Raw genomic sequence first — 16702 nt, 5'->3', positions numbered from 1 at the left:
ATTAATCACAATACATATAATAGCACTTTTCATTTATTTATCAACGAAAAACACTTATTAAAATCTGTATTATAAAAGCGTGATTTTTTAGAGAGCGTTTGCATCTGCTTCAGACTGCAGGTGTACGTCTTTCAATTTTTCCGACAAAAAAAGGAGTGGATCGCTCCACTCCATACATCCTTTTCTGTATCAGAACACCGCAAAAAAAGAAGCTGCTTTCGTCGGTTTCTTATTCTGCGGGGACATTTTTTTCCGTCAGCCATCCGACAGCCAGTGTCATGGCCGCTCGTGCGGCTTGGGTCTGATCCATCGCATTGACCATCACAAAATCATGGATGATCCCTTGCATCCGTGCTTGGGTGACTTCCACGCCAGCTGCTCGTAAATGCTGCGCATAGGCTTCCCCTTCATCCCGCAAGACATCTGCTTCGCCTGTAATGATCAACGCTGGCGGCAGATCGGCTAACTCCTCTTTGGTCGCGCGTAGTGGAGAAGCGGTCATTTGATCCCGCTGTGTCTCATCCGTCGTGTATTGATCCCAGAACCATTGCATCCCTTCTTTGGTCAGAAAATAATTTTCACCGAATGCTTCATACGAAGGCGTATCAAAGCGAGCATCTGTCACAGGATAGAACAATAATTGCTGTGCGATCGGAATGCCGCCACGGACTTTCGTCAACAAGGTCATAACCGTCGCCATGTTCCCACCTACGGAATCGCCAGCCACGGTCAAACGGCTAAGGTCTAAGCCTTTGACATCGACAAATCCCGGTAATTGCTGCAAGACCGCATAATTTTGTTCGATCGCCGTTGGGTATTTTGCTTCTGGTGAACGACTATATTCAGGAAAAATGACGATCGAGTTGGTTCGTACCGCCAATTCACGGATCAATTTATCATGAGTCGCGGCACTGCCGAAGACCCAGCCCGCGCCATGGAGATAATAAATGACAGGGAGAATCGCATGATTTCCTTCAGGACGAACAAAACGAACATTGATGGTCCCCCATTCGCCTGTATCTACGGTCTGATCTTCTATCTCAACCGCCAATTTATTGACGGGTGACTCTTGGACTTGTTCCAATAGTGCGCGCCCTTCTTCTGGCGGTAATTCATAGATCCGTGGGTGCGGTGCATTTGCCTCACTAAATTCAACGGCTGCTTTTTCCAACGAAATTCTATCTGTCATACGATTCTCTCCTTTTGTTTGAAATCGTTCGTGTTGACCTTAAGGGTACCACCAAGTCATTCTGATGCAAAGAATCTTGCTTCCTTCTGCTTCCAGGCATTTCGCTCGACAAAAAAGGTGGTTTTTGCACTCTTAACTGCCTTGCCTTCATCACCGATAACTGTAAGACACTCGCTGTGTAAACTTCCCAAAAAACTGAAAGGCGTAGGTAAGTACGTATGAAATTCACATTAGATGAAACACAAAATAACCGTCTGCTCGCTGCTATTTTTCAAGAACTCGCTGTCATAGTCTTTGATCCGCAAAAAGAAGTTGTTTTCGCCAATGCCAACATGACGGATATCCTAGGTTATAGCCAAGAAGAAATCATTGGCTTGCCGCATCGGACCTTTTGTTTTGACCATTATGCTGCCAGTACGGATTACCAAGCTTTCTGGAATCAACTGCTTTACTCAAAGCAACGGTTTCAAGACAAAATCATTCGGAAAAACAAACAAGGAGAAAAACTGATTTTAGAAGGGATTTACTTCCCCGTCCTCGATGAGCAGCAAGAAGTCGTTAACGTCGTCAAAATCGCTTTTGACATTACCCAAAGAGAACAAGCCTTAGCGGTCACTATCAAAAAAGTGCAAGAAAGTGCTGCTTCCCTGACACGACTTTCTGCCAACGGACACCAGCAAGTCGATCATTTGTCAGAGAACTTGGCGCAAGTCAAACAGCTGTCTGATCAAAATCAAGCAACGACCCATGCCTTAGAAATGGATAGCCAACAGGTGACAGCGGTGCTGCATGACATCGACCGCATTGCGCAACAAACCAAACTGCTGTCCTTCAATGCTTCCATCGAAACGGCACGGATCGGCGAACAGGCAGCTGGCTTTCGGGTGGTTGCGGATGAAATGCAAAAATTAGCCGAACAGACCAAGCAGTTGACCCAAACCATTGCCGCAACCATGCAAGCCATCAACCAACAAGCCTTAGTCGTGTTAGATAGTGCCGATTCGACGACCATGAAAATCAGTGATTCGCAAAAAAGCCTCGCTGCCGTTTTGCATTCTTACGACACGCTGCGAACGACGGCCAGTCTTTTAAACGATGAAGCCGAGTATTTATCAGAAACCAACGACGCTGAGTTGGAAACCACATAAAGTGAAAAAAGAGCGCCGCTGTTTGCGACGCTCTCTTTGTTTTTTTGACCAATAAATTGATCCTGTATTTGATTTTATTGATACTCAGCACTAGCCAGCCTCCCACTCTTGCAACAACTGCTGTAATTCTTGCAAAAATGATTGGGTCGCAAAGCCCAATGCTTGAAGAGGAACACGATATTCCTGTTGAACCACCAAAAAACTGCCAAAGATTTTATGTTGGACCTCAAAGGTGAGGTTTTTCCAAATACTCCACGAAAAACTGGCTATTCGTTTTTCTTTCTTTTCGTACGTGCACAAATACACTCGCTCGATACCAAAAAGTAGCCCCGCATTCGCTTTCTTGCCAGTCATCTGTGCCGTTAGCAGTGCCAGAGGCGTCTCCGTTTCAGGCACTTGAAAACTGGTAAGGACTTGTCTTTGCCATTGCCGTGGCAGCACTTGTCTTTCTCCAGAAAAATAGAACAAAAAATCTTGCTCTTGCAAAAAAGCATTCAAACGAGTTTGTCGCTCCTTGCTAGGATCACCTGGCGCCCGCTGAATCAAAGACGTCTGATTCATTGCCACTTGCTTTGACTGCTTGTGATCACTTGAACCCCCTGACGCTGAGGAGTTTCCCAAGGGAAGAGGATCCATCGTTTGGTTGGCAGCAGCTGACTGACTGATTTTCTTCAGTAAAAAAGCAAGATGCGTCAACGAAAGCTGTTTTGCTGTCATAGGATTGGCATGCGGGCTTTTGGTAGGATCGAAGGACCGTTTGATCACCATTTTCCCACGACAATACAGACAAATCGCCGTGCCAGCTTCCCAATTGACTTCTAGTTCTCCTAGGCAGTGGGGGCATTGAATCGGAATAATATCCATTGAATCATCCTTTCGTTTCGATACAGGTATCGGAGCTATCCGTGGTAAAGATACGGATCGTATTCCAGCTGACAAACGCCAGCAGCACTAGAAGCGATATGCCATAAAAACCGAAATACCAAATAAGGAATGTTAAAAAAAGGATCAAGGCAAATTCATACGCCATGTTTTCCAGACTGCTGTAAAATACTGTCTGTCGGACGAGTTTCTTCCTACGCGTTTCAAAAGCTTTCTTCACTGCAGTTGCTGATGCATCCGATTGACTCAATGCCTGAGAAAGTTCTGCTTTGAATTTGCCGTACTCTGAGAAAAACTTGACCTCTGGTACGAGCAAGAAATACCACGTCGCAAGACAAGCAATCAGCAGGATGACCGCTGAAGCGAGCAGACTAAAGGCAACAGCAGGCATTAAAAAGCCACCAAAAAGAAAATTAAAAAGGGTCCCTGAAATTATTCCGAATGAAAAAAAGGTATAGCAGAACTGCCATAGGACACTGCTGGTTTTGGAAAAACTTTTTTTCACTTGCACGAGCTGTTCACATTCAGGAAGCTGGGTTGGAAAAAGACGTTCAGCATCGGTGCCATCAGCCACGAAAGAATAGATTTGGTTTCCGTACTTGAATTCGCCAATGTAATAAGGAAAATATAGTTTTTCCGTATCACATTGTTTCGGAAAAAGAGTCAGTTGAACCTCATTTGCAACCTCTGCTCCCACCAAATGGTCTTTGGCTTTTGCTTCAAAGACTTCCAATAGATGGGTATCAGCAAGTGCTGCTTCTCTGGAAATATCAAAGGGCAGCACCTGAACGTCTTGGCTAAGTGCCGAAAACTGCTGCATATCCGTGCAATAGGCGGCACCTTTTTGAAGATGCAACGGCAGCTTGCCATTGATGCTGTAATCTGCTTCTTTTTGGGTATCCGTAGGAAAATATTCATTGAAAACCGTTGTGTTTCCGCTGTTATGTAAAGAAATGTCGGCAGTAATGCGCCCACGCCCCCTCTGCTGTTCCTCGTGGACATAGCTCCCTCTCACTTGCGCATCATAAGCAATTTGAAAATAATACATCGGGATGAATACACGTTTTAGATGAACCATCTCTAGTTCAAAAAAGATACTTTCCGAGATGGTCTCTTGCCAGGCTAGTTTATTTTTCAACGCAGCTTCACATGCCTTTTCATCATAGGCAAACGGATAAAATCCTTCTTTGACGGTCCCTTGAATGCGTGGCAACTCTTTCAGCGAGACGACTTGCTTTGTTTGTTCCTGTTTTTTTTGTTCCGGTTTGATCAACAACTCATTCAAGCAATACTGACAGACTGCTTTTCCTGAGTCCCAATCAACTTCTAGACGCCCTAAGCAGCTGGGGCATTGGATTTGTGTGATTTTCATTTTTTCTCCTTTTTTATGAATCATTTTTTTCAACAAGATGGCTTATCAAAAAAACCGACGAATGTTCCAAATAAGGGTAGCGACCACGACCACATAAGCGAGCGTATCGAGCCATTCAGAAAGTTTCCTGATTCTTGCAAGGTGCTTCCCACGCTTCTCATAGTTTGCTAACAAAGCTGCCCCGGCCGTTTTCTTACCTAATAATTCTCTTTTAAGCTCATCTCTAAATTTTTGGACTGTTTTGAGATACTGTTCTTTTAGAAAGTGCAACACTATCCCCGATACTACCCAATAGACGGCAGTTGGCAGGGAACTCATGACAATCCCCCCTATGACAGCTCTGAACACTCTTCCTAGAGGGAGCCATTCAGAAATGAATAGTGCAAAGAACAGCAGGAGCACACCTAACGTAAAAAAGAGTACGGAGGACCAGCCAAAAACCTTGCGAGCTTTTGAAAAATTCGCAACCGTTTGTAAGGTTTCTTGGCATTGTGGGATAATCGGCAGCTTCATTCGGTCAGGATCTTTGCCATCGATCGCAAATTCAAAGGATTGCTCTTGGTACTTGAAGGTGCCCATATACAGGGGAAAGTAGAGCTTTTCTGTAGCACAGCTGATCAGGGAAAGATCTAGGTGCAGCTCTTTTAGATGATCGGCAGATTCTTTCTTCTGGATCACGGCATTCGCATGGGCTCTCAGTTCCGCTTGTTTTTCAGAACCAAAGAGCGCCTGCTCTTGCTCAATATCAAAGGGAAAAACATGAATAGCATGTGCTGAGATTAGCTGTTGAAATTCCTTTTGATCGGTACTAAAGTGCGGTTTTCTTTTCATTTCATTATTGACCTCGAAGCTCTGAGGAATTTCTTGCTCGATCACCTCCGAACTGCCGCATTGATAGAGTATGACCGTCTCATCTGGATGGTCGCCGCGCTTCTTTTCCCACGTGGTCGTATGCGAGCCCTCCCAAGCAATGGAATGGGTATCGTAGCCAAAGGCCCCCTCCCAGTGCATCGTATAGGTCACCTGAAATTCATAAATCGGAATAAAATATCGTTTTACCTCGCTGACTTCAAGATGAACGACAATGTCCTCAGGAACTGATTCCTGTTGGATCAGCCATTTTTTCAAGGCATTTGCTACCTCGTCTTCATTAAAGGTAAACGAATAAAACCCTTCTTTGACTTCTTGAAAAACTACGGGAGCTTGTTCATTCGAAGCTTCTTGCGTTTGTTTTGGCGGCGAATGTAGGACTGACTTAGTTAAGCAATACTGGCAGACTGCTTTTCCTGTCTCCCAGTCAACGGTTAACTGACCCAAGCAGCTGGGACATTGGATTTGTGTGATTTTCATTGCTTCTCCTTTTGCACATACTGATTTTCTTATCAATGAAGCGGCTTGGTTGCAAGTGAGGGGGAATATCTTTTTTAAGGTGTTAGTTGGGGGAAGCAGCGAAGGAAAGCTGCTTGTTTGCAGGTAGTTGCTCGCTCTCATCCGTTTGTTCGAAACATTTTTTCCAGTGATGAAGCAAACAAGTGTATTTGTACCAAGAGCTGTTTAGCAAAAAAACAACCGCAAACGAAAAACAAGTCTTTTCTATATCATTTTATAATAAAAAATACCTTAAATCTATTTATTATTGATAAAAATATCTGATGATTTACTAATTAAACTCCCTCCGTACGCTCAGCAACCCTTACTAGTCGGTTATTGATGGCGGATACGTTAATAAAAATGTTATAATTAAAATATTCACAAGAAAGGAATTGGAAAAAGTTATGGGGATGTTTATTTTTGTTATTGGTTTTTTGACAATGGTTGTAAGCGGAATCTTTTTTATTCTTGGATTGATCAAGAAAAAGCCGCTTCGCAACAAAATCGTTATTTTTATGGGTGGTTTTCTCTTATTGATTGGCGGGGCACTATTGACTCCTGCAGCAACACCGGAGCTTCACGTAGATGAAGCAGAACTGGTTACGAATGAGCAAGGCGAAGCGGCGATCACTGGGCGAACCAACCCAGAAGCGCAACTGACGATCAACGGGGTGGAGTTTTCGCTGGCGGACGAAACATTTTCTTATGCTGTCCAACTGGAAGATGAAGAGGAACAGGAATTTACTCTCCAAGCCTCCATGGGTGGAATCACTAAAGAAGAGGTCGTCACCGTCAAACCTTCTCGCGCATTTCTAGTGAGTTTGCAAGCTGAAAAACAAGAACAAGAAGCACTGGTAAAAGCCGAGACGGCACTGGCTCTTGCCGAAACCCAACCAAACCAAAAGAATTACGACGAAGCCGTGACGCTGATTCATGCTTTAAGTAAAACCTACGAAGATCTCGCTACTCGGCTCGCGGTAGTTGAAGACCATCTTGCCATCGGCAAAGCCCTTGATACTGCTGAAGCTTCTCTTGAACGCAGTGATTTCGATCAGGCAAAAGAATTGGTCGCACAAGCGGTTTTGAACAAGGAAACGTTTGAAAGTCGGTTATCCACTGTAGAAACCAAGATTTCTGAGAAAGAAGCAGAAGCCCTCGTTGCAGAAGCTGTCCAAGCGGTGGAAGCAGCAGAGGCGGAGCCGACAAAAGATACCCTTGCTCGTGCAGAAGATGCTGTCGCTCGTCTCAAGACCCCCGATGAGGAATTAGCTGCTCGAACGAAAACAGTGGCGCAAACGATCACTGCCAACGAACAAGCAGCCGCCCAAGCCAAGACGGAGGAAGAACGACAAGCAGCGGCAGCTGTGCCAGAAGAAAACCAGCCAGCCGCTGCTAGCAATCAAGCCCAAACGTCGGTCCTCGTTACACCAACAGGTTCGAAATACCATACGAGAAAATGCGGCAACGGTACCTACACGCCTGCAACTTTAGCAGAAGCGCAAAGTCGCGGACTTACTCCTTGCGCAAAATGTTTTCCGTAATAGCCACTAAATTTTGCAACGAAAAAAAGACAAACCTCAGTTTTGTCTAAGGTTTGTCTACTGTCTGAAGCGGTTGTCTCGTCGGAGGCAGCCGTTTTTTTGTCACTTGCTAGTTTTCCTCATACGAAAACTCGTACTCGTTTTGTTCGTCATCGATCAGACGCTTGTCATTGTTGTCCGCCATTTTGAATACTTTCTCAAAATCATCGCCAGTCATGCGCACTTCCTTTTTCTCTTGATCAATGATCACTTGGGCATTTGTCACTTCAAAGGTGTGCATAGGACCGATGTCTGCCGCAGTCAGTGCTTTGCTTTTGGGAAACTCTGCTTGCAGTGTTTCGTTGATCTGCACTAATTGCGTCTCTTGTTCTTTTACCAAGTCCGCAGGTTCCTGATTCGGATCGACCAAAAAACTCAGCGTTTTATTAACGGTGAGCTTTCCATCTTCCAAAACGTACAAGGCATTTTGTTGATGACTGTTGCTATTGGTCAATACTTGATTCGCAGCTGCAGAGCCAACCCCTGAGCTACTGCAGCTTGTCAAGAAAAATAGTGTCGCTAAACAAACGGCAGCAAATATTCCTCTACCTAACATGCTTTTCGTTTTCATTTTTTCCTCCTCGTTGCCCCTAATTTTGTTTCTTTGATGATTTTTCCGCAATCCGCGGATTTGGTTTCCTACAGATTAAAGTGCTTTTAGTATAGCATAAATTATTTGCTTTTATAGCTATTTTTTATAGTAAGATTAATTTTACGCACAAAAAAACCAACCTTGTTGAAACAAGATCGGCTTTCTTTAGGATTGATTCGTTGAGACCTTTGAACGCTCTCGCTGGGGTATGATCGTTGCTTACTGTCCAATCAAGCCGACAACAAGTCCTAAAACGATCACTCCTAGAAACCCGTTCACAAGGTGCAGCCCGACTAATTTGCGGGACTGTCCCGAGTAAACAGCCATCACGAAGGTGGCGACCCCATAAACCCCTAGCCACAATAAGCAAGCGACTTGCAAGGAGGTCATCAGCCAACCATCATGATCGAATGTTGCAAACCAATAGACGACTTGATAGGTCGCTGCTGATAAGAGAATCCCACCAACGATCGTGCCGCCAAAGGTAAAGAGCATGTCACCGGTCGTCATCTGCTGATCAGCCATCTTCTCTGCCATTCCTGATTCTTTCGCCCAAAACTTGCCCCACTTATGCATCGGATTGTAAAGCAGACTTTCCACCACGACCCAGCTGAGGGTGCCGAAAATCAATGTCCAAAAATTAACCATTTTCGTTTTCTCCTACACTTTATTTTATCGTCACATTCCTGAGAACCGAAGAAACAACCGAACGCAGGGTTCCTTCCCCATCAGTTTATGTCTTAAGGGACGTTTCTTCAACTTTTTTCACTGGTTTCCCCTATTTTTCGATGGTTCCAATAAAAACTAAGAAAAATGATCGTATACAATAATGCGGTGAAGCCAGTGACCGCCAATGGGTTAGTGACCAAAATACCGACAAACAGCAAAATCAGTGCAAGGATCGCCCCACTCAAGAAAATCGTATAGCCCATTTTCTTCTGCTTGCGTACCAAAACAAACGCCGCCGCACTGATCAGCAACCAGATCAGCAATACAGTATAAGACAGGGAGCCTGCTAGATAATTGAAGAGTTTGTCGCCTAAAAAGTAAGAAAGAACGACCCCAAGATATAAAGTACCGCTGCAAAACATGATCGCTCGTTGGGGCACGCTGTTTTTATTCAGCATCGTAAAGCGGCTTTTTTTCTGGCCATTGTTGCTTAATCGGAAAAACAACGTTCTTGAAGAAGCATAGACCCCAGAATTGATTGACGAAAACAAAGCCAAAATAATCACTAAATTGACGATGTCGGAGGCAAATGGGACATGGATTTTTTGAAACACCATCACAAAAGGACTGACATTTGGATCGGCTAATTGATTCCACGGATAAATGATCAGTAAAAGAAACAAGGGAATGATGTAAAAAGCGGCAATCCGAGTCATCACTCCTTTGATTGCTTGCGGGATCGCTTTTTTGGGATTTTCCGCTTCACTGATCGTAATGGCTACTAATTCAGAACCGCCGTACGAATAGATTACGACCAATAACGAATTGATAAATCCTTTGAGACCATGGGGGGCAAAACCACCATAGTCTGTCATTTGTCTCATCGTCGGGAAAAAGCCCAAATCAAAGACTTGCGTGGCAACCAGATAGAGACCCACCAAGATCAACGCAATCACCACACTGATTTTGGCCCAGGAAAGCCAATATTCCGTTTCCGCAAACAAGCGAACCGAAAACAAATTGATGATGGTCGTGAGTAGTGCCAAAATCAACACAAAGATCCAAGCTGGAATATTGGGAAACCACAACTGCAAAAAGCTTGCGGCAGCAACTGCTTCGGCGATGATGTTGATCATCCACATCGACCAGTAGATCCAGTCGATGAAATCGGCTGTATGCACGCCAAGATATGGCTGGACTAAGCCCGAAAGGCCATGTTGTTTTTGGTCAGATAAGACCAACTGTCCCAGTCCTGTCATGACGACAAATAAGATCAGCCCGCAAAAAATAAACGCCAGCAAGACCGCAGGCCCCGCTAACTGGATCGCTTCACCGCTGCCCTTGAATAGGCCAGCGCCGATGGCGCCACCTAGTGCCAACATAGTGATATGTCTGGTTTTCATCTGCTTTTTTTATTTGATTTTTTTCTGTCATAGGTTCCTCCTTGAAAACCGTTGATCCTCCATAAAAGGTGATTCTCTCACTGTTGCTATTTTTAATTATATGAATGATTTTTTTTAACTACCTCATAGAGAATACCAGACGCTTCTGCTATTGCAACTAAGAATTAAAAAAATTATCTATTTTTTCTGAAAATTCTATCATCCTCTAATCTTTTTCACCTAAATCAAATCTTGGCGAGCTTTTATCTAAGTGAATGCACGAAAAAAGCCATCTCCCAACTTGCGGGAAATGACTTCCTGTCCTTTTTTTCAAGCAGGCTTGATGATCAATGAGTCGTAACCAACTCGTCTTTGACGGCGTCAGGGAGATCTTGCTCGGTCACCTCTTGATATGACTCCACATGTTTGCCCTTTGCATCAAGCTCTAGGTAGGCATTTTCTTTTAGCTTTTGTGGTGCCCAAAACGTGATTTTGATCTTTTGCCCATCTTCATTGACCCCTTCTTGTGTATATTCGTAGGAATCGTGTTCTTGCAACACGCCATACTCGTCGGATGTTTTGACATAGACCTTTTTCTCCGGTACGAACGGATTGAAACGATCCACCAGCTGAACCAGTTCGCTGGAATCATCTTTCGTAAAATAAGACCATGTAACCAATGTGACGGTCCCGATCGTTAACACGAGCAGGATCATACTAATTGCTTTCTTCAAGTGATTGTCCTCCGTTTTTTCTATCTACCTTCAGTATAAAAAAACAAGCGATAAATATAATCAAACTTAAGGCGTATTTTTCCGTCGGTCATTGTGACTAAGACAAAAAGGGACCACTTTTTCAAAAGAAGCAGTAGTCCCTCACTTAGATGTTCCGTTTGTTCGTGACCCTTAAACCGTCACTGCCACATCGATCAGCTTGCTTTGCAAATGAACGAGGGTCTCTTGCGCGACACCAATCGTCCGCAAATAATGATACGCATCGGTATAGGTTTTGCGTTAAGACGGAAAGATTATCCGTCTGCTTTTTTCTTCAGCGATAGATACCACTTTGACTTGTGACCAGTCAGTTCTTCGTATAACGGGCTCAGTTCTTGTCTCCTTTGATCAATGCCGTCATTTCATCGATAAAACCAGCCAACTGCGTCTCAGAAATCACTTCTTGATTGACAAAATAAGCTAGTGATCGCTTTTGATGGTCCCTTACGTTGCTGCTGGAAAATAATTTTGACTCAGCAAATCGTTGCTTTGCTCGCACATACATCAAGGGGGTTTGTTGGATCTCCCCTAACGTAGTTTCAGCAGAAATGATTGGTTTTTGATAGGCTGTGGCTTTTAAATAAAAATGATTTTGCCCTGCTTTTAAGGGTGTTTCTTCAGACCAGCGGTCAGTCAGCGCTTCATCGGTGTAAATCTCCACTTCCGGTAGATGAAGGATTGCCTGCGTAAGTGTCGGTAAGGTAACGTCTAATTTCACGATATCTTTGGCAACGTAAGCCCAAGCGACCTCAATCCGTCCATTCGGTGTGGCGATGCCGCCGGAGGCATGATTGATACTCCAATGGATCTGGGGCTGTATGTGGACGTGCCGAAAACCGCTGCTGGATGATGCTTGTTGAATGCCTAAAACACCTTCAAAGAACCACTGGCCAATTGCTCCATAAGCATAATGATTGAACGAATTCATGCCTTGAGGATTGATCGATCCATCTGGTAACAGCGAATTCCAGCGTTCCCAAATCGTCGTTGCGCCTAAATCGATCGCATAAAGCCAGCTGGGATAATCATTATTTAACAGGAGCGTGTAGGCTATCTCGTTTAATCCATAATTACTAAGAACTAAATTTAAAAAAGGCGTTCCAACAAAACCTGTTTTCAAATGATAGTCATCTCGTTTTAGTCTCTCTTTTAACTTCTGCACGATCCCCGCAACTTCATGATCGGCAGCCAAATCAAATGCCAGTGTTAACACATAAGCCGTTTGCGTATCGAGTGCAAGGCGCCCATTCGTCGTGAAATATTCTGCTCGCAAGGCTTGTTTGAGCATTCTTTGACGCTGATCGTATTGCTTAGCTTCAGAAGTATACCCTAAAATTGCTGCAGCCTGCGCAACGATTTTCAAGGAATGCCAGTAAAAAATATTCGCAACAAACTTTGCTTCGGTTCCTCCAATCGGAGAAGCTGGATCATCACCATCTAAAGCTAACCAGTCCCCAAATTGAAATTGTTTATCCCATAAACCGTTGATATGCGTCTTACGGCCAATGTGTTCGACCCACGCTTGCATGCTAGAAAATTGTTGTTTGAGAATTTGTGGTTCACCATAATAGCGGTATAAATGCCAAGGAATGATCGTGGCGGCATCTCCCCAAACCCCCACTGCTGCCCCAGACTGCTGGATATCTGTCGGAACATGCGGCACAGTCATTGGTGGCGCACCATCAAAACGTGGTTGTTCGCTAGCTAAATCATGTAAATATTTCCGAAAGAACGCATACGTGTCCATCGTATACATCGCTGTCTGGGAAAAGAGCTGTGCATCTCCTGTCCACCCCATGCGCTCATCGCGTTGAGGACAATCCATCGGCACATCAAAGAAGTTGCCTTTTTGTGACCATAAAATATTCTGGTACAATCGATTCACTTTTTCATTACTCGTTCGAAAATCCCCTGTCGTTTCTAGATCCGAATAGATCACCTGTCCGATAAAGGCGTCTTTAGCAAAGGGACACTCTAACGGCCAGCCACTGATCCGAACATAACGAAACCCAAAGAATGAGAAGTGCGGACGAACCCACTGTCGGTTGCCATTGGAACGATACGTAAATGCTGCTCGGGCGGCTCGTAAATTTTCCCGATAAAACTTGCCATTGACCAATAGCTCGGCATGTTCGAGTTTGATTTGGGCGCCAGGAGGTAACTGATCATAAAACGTGACCCAACCGACCATATTTTGACCAAAGTCCAACACCCAATCCCCCTCTTCTTGCCAACAAGCAATCGCTGGGCGCTCTTCTTTTATTTTTACAGGCAGGCTAAATCGTTCAGTTAGCTTCCCTTGTGGGCCTTGGTGTTCCTTCACCCCTTGAATAGACTGGTGAGGAATCGTTTCATCGATATCTTCGCCATAATAGATGCTGTTTTTCCCAATCGAACCGGTGCGAACCTGCCATTCCTGATTGGTTCCATGGATCTCTTGTGTGCCATCCACGTATTCTAGATGCAGCTCTGCCCTTAATAAAAAGGCATCGCCATAGATGTTTTCTTTTCCGCCATGAAACCCAAAATTTCCTTGATACCAGCCTTTTCCCACGAGAACCTTTATTGTATACTGTGAATCAACTAGATCATCAGTCACATCATAGGTTTGATATTGGAGCCATTCGTGATAATTAGTGTAACCGGGAGTAAAAAACTCGTCTCCAATTTTTTGCTCATTCAAGTATGCTTCGTACAAACCTAGCCCACAAATATACAAACGGGCTTGCTTAATCGGTTTAGCGAAGTCTCCTTGATAAGAAAAGATCGCTGATTCAAGTGGCGTTGTCACAGGCGTGATCCACTTCCCCTGCCACGCTTCTTGCAGCTTCCCTGTTTCAAACCAGCTCGTCTTTTGATAGCGATCACCTGCTGCATCCCAGATCGTGACACGCCAGAAATAGCGCTGTCGAGGTTGCATTGGAAAGGTGCAGGAAAAGCGATACGCAGCGAGCTTTTGTTTCGGTACTTGGCTAACGATTGCTTGAAAATCAGCATCTAGCGCCACTTCTAAGGCATGAAAGACTGCTTTTGATTGGTCCGTTACTTGATACCGAAAGACAGGATCGCTTAGATCATAGCCGAGCGGTTCAGTGTAATAATTGATTGTCATTTGATTGATTTCCATGTTATCATCGCCTTTTACTAAAAATTGGAGTTGTGTATATGAATATACAGCAGTTGCGCGAATTGCTTTTTTCCATGACGGAAAGTGAATTGAATTATCAACAACAGCCGAAAAAGAGTGCCCCGTTTTTCCAACGCTTTGATGAAGAGATCCCTACGTTTAACTTGATGAATGCCGGTCATAACAATAAATTTTTTGCGAATGACAAGCGCAGCCTTTTTAAAAATAGTACGATCGAGTTTGTCCAACATACGCGTTTTAGTAATCCTCCCCTGCATAAGCATGATCATCTTGAAATGACCTATGTTTATCGTGGAAGTTGTAAACAAGTCTTTACGGATAAAACGTATGAATTAACGGAAGGAGATTTTTGTCTTTTAGACTCCAACATCGTCCACACGCTTTATGAGGTCGAAGAAGAAGACATCATCATCAATATCGTTTTGCAAAAACAGTTCTTCACTGATTCTTTTTTAAATCGCTTATCGGAGCATAGTATCTTGTCACAATTCATCATTCAAGCGCTATCAGAAAACCAACAGGAAAATTTTTTGCTTTTTCGCTCCATCGTTCCGCAAGAGCTTCACGGCTTGATGGAACAAATGTTGATCGAATATTTTCGAAATGATAGCTATACTGCGGAAATGTTGAAATCGTACCTCTTTTTATTCTTAACTACCTTGATTCGCCGATTAGATCACGTGACTACGAATGAACGTTTTGACCGATCCGATCATACGATCATCTTACCGATCTTAAAATATATCGCCGATCATGCTGCGGACTGTACGCTGCAACGCATTGCAGATCTTTTTGGCTATCATCCGAATTACATCTCTAAATTGTTAAAAGATCACACGGGCAGTAGCTACCAAGAGTTGGTCGTGGCGCAAAAGATCAAAAAAGCCAAGTATCTATTGTCCTATACAGATGAAACGATTCAGAACATCGCTGAAGAGGTTGGCTACCATAATCTCAGTTTTTTTTATAAAAAATTTTATGCTCAAACGCAGATGACACCTCGAGATTATCGCTTGGCAAGTCAGCAACGGCTAGAAACGATGTCCCCTCATAGCGATCAATAAGATACCCTCAACCCATGAGCGTGGATTGTGGGTATCTTATGAACTATTTTGGATCGGGATTTTCTAGTTGGTATTCTTTTTGATCCAATATTCTAAAGAACGGATAATAGATCGCAATCGATAACAGGGTCGCTACGATCTGAAAGGCCAATAGACGCCAACCGCCATTAAGAAGTGCATTTAAGAAGATAGGCATCCCCATGGAACCAGCACCGTTTGACGGTGGGAGAATCTCCATGACTGTTAGGGCATAACCTAACAAAATATTGATTACCGGGGTAAAAATAAACGGAATCGCCATCAAGCCATTCAATACCATTGGAAAACCAAAAATGACTGGCTCGTTTATATTAAATAAAGAGGGGACAAACGCAATCTTTCCCATGGATCGATAACGCTGACTTTTGCTGAAAAAGGTCGCTAATACAATTAACCCAATCGTTGCGCCCCCGCCTCCTGGTGAAGAAACAATGTTGATCCATGAGAAGGTAATAATATTAGGCGCTGCCTCTCCTGCAGCCAGCGCAGAAATATTCGCTGCATCGGCTGCGATCCAGATTGGCATCACTACCCCAATCACTGCAATCCCATGGATACCAAAGAACCAACACAAACCAGAGAGAAAATAAATAAGCGCCGCTGTCCAAACATTATTTCCGATATTGCCTAGTGGTTCTTGAATCAGTGAATAAATGGTATGATGGACATCATTGTATGGTGTCAATGAAAATAGAAATGCAATCAATCCAAAAAGAATCACCATCAAAAAACCAGGAACAATAGCTGCAAATGCTTTTGATACAAAGGGAGGTACTGACTCAGGCAGTTTGATCGTCCAATTTTTCTTGACACTGAGATCAAATAATCTGGTTGTCAAAATGGCAACGAGCATTGCCGTAAACAGTCCCTTTGCCCCTAACCATTCAATCGGTAGATTCGTTGTTGCAGCAAATCCTTCACCAATAACGATCATGGGTGTCAATAAGAAAAAGTTCATCAAAGCTAATAAGGAACAAATAAATCCATCAGAATTTCCTAAAATTTTACAATAGGTATAACTGATCGCTGCCACCACATAAACCGCTAACATATTCGTGGTCACATTGACGATCGTTGTCAATAATTGACCAAAGTAAGAATCGGAAAGAAAAGATTGATACGCTGCCAAGGGAAAATTTTGAAAAATCGAAGCAATTGCGCCTACCATGATGATAGGCATAGACATCATTAACCCTTTTGAGATGGCTTGGATCACTTTGTTGTTGTTTAGCCAAGAAGCGGCAGGGGAAACGATTTTCTCTATTCGTTCTGTAAATCCATTCATGTTACATCCTCCTTTTTATGATAACGCTAACAACACCATTAAACCCTATTTCATGTCGCGCTCCAATGACCTATGAAAGAAAAAATACTAACCAAATCAAAGAATTAGATGCTCTTAATTTTGAATAGAATGTTGCGCATTGATCCGCGTTTTTTAGGAAGCCAAAAACATTCGATGGTCTTCTCATGAAGAATACCATGAGATGACC

The 16702-nt window shown here is 43.6% G+C and carries 13 protein-coding genes; 3 read left to right on the top strand and 10 right to left on the bottom strand.

Annotation, left to right across the window (positions count from 1 at the left end; translation table 11 throughout):
- Positions 1-229: 229 nt before the first annotated feature.
- Positions 230-1189: an alpha/beta hydrolase gene (locus tag IGI73_RS00875; RefSeq protein ID WP_151195398.1), complete on the bottom strand. Its 960-nt coding sequence runs from the start codon at positions 1187-1189 to the stop codon at positions 230-232.
- Positions 1190-1407: 218 nt separating this feature from the next.
- Here IGI73_RS00875 and IGI73_RS00870 point away from each other — a divergent pair, with 218 nt between their 5' ends.
- Positions 1408-2337: a methyl-accepting chemotaxis protein gene (locus tag IGI73_RS00870; RefSeq protein ID WP_086338913.1), complete on the top strand. Its 930-nt coding sequence runs from the start codon at positions 1408-1410 to the stop codon at positions 2335-2337.
- A 90-nt stretch (positions 2338-2427) separates the two neighbouring features.
- On the opposite strand, the gene IGI73_RS00865 is transcribed toward IGI73_RS00870, so the two are convergent.
- Genes IGI73_RS00865 through IGI73_RS00855 form a run of 3 tightly spaced genes read right to left on the bottom strand, consistent with a single transcriptional unit; the run spans position 2428 to position 5941 of the window.
- Complete coding sequence (locus IGI73_RS00865; protein WP_428206971.1) at positions 2428-3201, bottom strand: hypothetical protein; 774 nt, start codon at positions 3199-3201, stop codon at positions 2428-2430.
- Positions 3202-3205: 4 nt separating this feature from the next.
- Positions 3206-4591 (bottom strand): hypothetical protein, encoded by a 1386-nt coding sequence (locus IGI73_RS00860; protein WP_428206972.1) that lies wholly within the window; start codon positions 4589-4591, stop codon positions 3206-3208.
- A gap of 45 nt (positions 4592-4636) precedes the next feature.
- A complete protein-coding gene (locus IGI73_RS00855; RefSeq protein WP_428206973.1) occupies positions 4637-5941 on the bottom strand; it encodes a hypothetical protein in 1305 nt (434 codons plus the stop codon).
- Positions 5942-6366: 425 nt separating this feature from the next.
- Here IGI73_RS00855 and IGI73_RS00850 point away from each other — a divergent pair, with 425 nt between their 5' ends.
- On the top strand, positions 6367-7503 hold the full coding sequence (locus tag IGI73_RS00850) for a serine protease (RefSeq protein ID WP_428206974.1): 1137 nt from the start codon (positions 6367-6369) through the stop codon (positions 7501-7503).
- A gap of 109 nt (positions 7504-7612) precedes the next feature.
- Here IGI73_RS00850 and IGI73_RS00845 read toward each other — a convergent pair whose 3' ends face one another.
- From IGI73_RS00845 to IGI73_RS00825, 5 genes are all read right to left on the bottom strand, one after another.
- The gene (locus IGI73_RS00845; protein ID WP_428206975.1) at positions 7613-8113 is read right to left on the bottom strand and encodes a hypothetical protein; all 501 of its coding nucleotides are present in this window, start codon (positions 8111-8113) and stop codon (positions 7613-7615) included.
- 240 nt (positions 8114-8353) lie between these two features.
- The gene (locus tag IGI73_RS00840; RefSeq protein ID WP_005226702.1) at positions 8354-8782 is read right to left on the bottom strand and encodes a DUF1761 domain-containing protein; all 429 of its coding nucleotides are present in this window, start codon (positions 8780-8782) and stop codon (positions 8354-8356) included.
- Between the two features lie 107 nt (positions 8783-8889).
- Positions 8890-10206 (bottom strand): amino acid permease, encoded by a 1317-nt coding sequence (locus IGI73_RS00835; RefSeq protein ID WP_428206976.1) that lies wholly within the window; start codon positions 10204-10206, stop codon positions 8890-8892.
- A 326-nt stretch (positions 10207-10532) separates the two neighbouring features.
- Positions 10533-10901, bottom strand: a complete 369-nt coding sequence (locus IGI73_RS00830) for a YxeA family protein (RefSeq protein ID WP_016609076.1) — start codon at positions 10899-10901, stop codon at positions 10533-10535.
- A gap of 385 nt (positions 10902-11286) precedes the next feature.
- Entirely contained in the window at positions 11287-14085 is a 2799-nt protein-coding gene (locus tag IGI73_RS00825; protein WP_428206977.1) for a family 78 glycoside hydrolase catalytic domain, read from the bottom strand.
- 38 nt (positions 14086-14123) lie between these two features.
- Here IGI73_RS00825 and IGI73_RS00820 point away from each other — a divergent pair, with 38 nt between their 5' ends.
- On the top strand, positions 14124-15170 hold the full coding sequence (locus IGI73_RS00820) for an AraC family transcriptional regulator (protein WP_142973444.1): 1047 nt from the start codon (positions 14124-14126) through the stop codon (positions 15168-15170).
- A gap of 43 nt (positions 15171-15213) precedes the next feature.
- Here IGI73_RS00820 and IGI73_RS00815 read toward each other — a convergent pair whose 3' ends face one another.
- Complete coding sequence (locus IGI73_RS00815) at positions 15214-16494, bottom strand: PTS sugar transporter subunit IIC (RefSeq protein WP_016609065.1); 1281 nt, start codon at positions 16492-16494, stop codon at positions 15214-15216.
- Positions 16495-16702 lie beyond the last annotated feature (208 nt).

The sequence above is a fragment of the Enterococcus sp. DIV0755f genome (genome assembly GCF_051713725.1).
Lineage (GTDB): Bacteria > Bacillota > Bacilli > Lactobacillales > Enterococcaceae > Enterococcus_D > Enterococcus_D casseliflavus.
The sequence above is the reverse complement of the archived record's forward strand: the minus strand, read 5'-3'. Positions and strand labels throughout refer to the sequence as shown.

Excerpts from the sequence above, each read along its gene's own strand:
- IGI73_RS00875 (WP_151195398.1), bottom strand. The coding sequence starts at position 1,189 with ATGACAGATAGAATTTCGTTGGAAAAAGCAGCCGTTGAATTTAGTGAG.
- IGI73_RS00870 (WP_086338913.1), top strand. The coding sequence starts at position 1,408 with ATGAAATTCACATTAGATGAAACACAAAATAACCGTCTGCTCGCTGCT.
- IGI73_RS00865 (WP_428206971.1), bottom strand. The coding sequence starts at position 3,201 with ATGGATATTATTCCGATTCAATGCCCCCACTGCCTAGGAGAACTAGAA.
- IGI73_RS00860 (WP_428206972.1), bottom strand. The coding sequence starts at position 4,591 with ATGAAAATCACACAAATCCAATGCCCCAGCTGCTTAGGGCGTCTAGAA.
- IGI73_RS00855 (WP_428206973.1), bottom strand. The coding sequence starts at position 5,941 with ATGAAAATCACACAAATCCAATGTCCCAGCTGCTTGGGTCAGTTAACC.
- IGI73_RS00850 (WP_428206974.1), top strand. The coding sequence starts at position 6,367 with ATGGGGATGTTTATTTTTGTTATTGGTTTTTTGACAATGGTTGTAAGC.
- IGI73_RS00845 (WP_428206975.1), bottom strand. The coding sequence starts at position 8,113 with ATGAAAACGAAAAGCATGTTAGGTAGAGGAATATTTGCTGCCGTTTGT.
- IGI73_RS00840 (WP_005226702.1), bottom strand. The coding sequence starts at position 8,782 with ATGGTTAATTTTTGGACATTGATTTTCGGCACCCTCAGCTGGGTCGTG.
- IGI73_RS00835 (WP_428206976.1), bottom strand. The coding sequence starts at position 10,206 with ATGAAAACCAGACATATCACTATGTTGGCACTAGGTGGCGCCATCGGC.
- IGI73_RS00830 (WP_016609076.1), bottom strand. The coding sequence starts at position 10,901 with ATGATCCTGCTCGTGTTAACGATCGGGACCGTCACATTGGTTACATGG.
- IGI73_RS00825 (WP_428206977.1), bottom strand. The coding sequence starts at position 14,085 with ATGGAAATCAATCAAATGACAATCAATTATTACACTGAACCGCTCGGC.
- IGI73_RS00820 (WP_142973444.1), top strand. The coding sequence starts at position 14,124 with ATGAATATACAGCAGTTGCGCGAATTGCTTTTTTCCATGACGGAAAGT.
- IGI73_RS00815 (WP_016609065.1), bottom strand. The coding sequence starts at position 16,494 with ATGAATGGATTTACAGAACGAATAGAGAAAATCGTTTCCCCTGCCGCT.